Genomic DNA, 620 nt, shown 5'->3' on the forward strand with positions numbered 1-620 from the left:
CCAGACATGCCAACACAGGTTGGAAGTTGTTCTGGCAGAGACCGTTTCGGCCTCACATGTAGGCCGGCGGAAGCTCATGGGTGGAACACTGACATGTGCCTCGAAATCGCTTGGAGCCCCAGTGCTTCGAGTTCGGGGATGTAGTCGACACACTGTTGGGTCCTGAAAGAACAGACGTTCTTTCCAGGCAAAAAACGACGAAATCTTCTTCGCGGTCATACCGCAGGGATTCTCTGGCTGGTGCCGCAGTAGCGAGAAGGTTTTGTGTGTTGTTTGAGAACTGCACAGTGGACGCGAGCATCTTTGTTAGTAAGTGTGTAAGAGCGTACGGTGGATGCCTTGGCACCAGGAGCCGATGAAGGACGTAGTAGGCTGCGATAAGCCTCGGGGAGCTGTCAAACGAGCTGAGATCCGAGGATTTCCGAATGGGGAAACCCAGCACGAGTGATGTCGTGTTACCCGCGCCTGAATATATAGGGTGTGTGGAGGGAACGTGGGGAAGTGAAACATCTCAGTACCCACAGGAAGAGAAAACAACATGTGATTCCGTGAGTAGTGGCGAGCGAAAGCGGAAGAGGCTAAACCGGTTATGTGTGATAGACGGCAGTCGTTGCATGGCC

At 53.4% G+C, this 620-nt stretch carries 1 rRNA gene; it reads left to right on the top strand.

Going from position 1 to position 620, the window contains the following annotated elements:
• Positions 1-307 precede the first annotated feature (307 nt).
• Positions 308-620 (top strand): 23S ribosomal RNA (locus ON33_RS42675); the annotation flags it as partial.

The sequence above is a fragment of the Nocardia niigatensis NBRC 100131 genome (assembly GCF_000308655.1).
Classification (GTDB): domain Bacteria; phylum Actinomycetota; class Actinomycetes; order Mycobacteriales; family Mycobacteriaceae; genus Nocardia; species Nocardia niigatensis.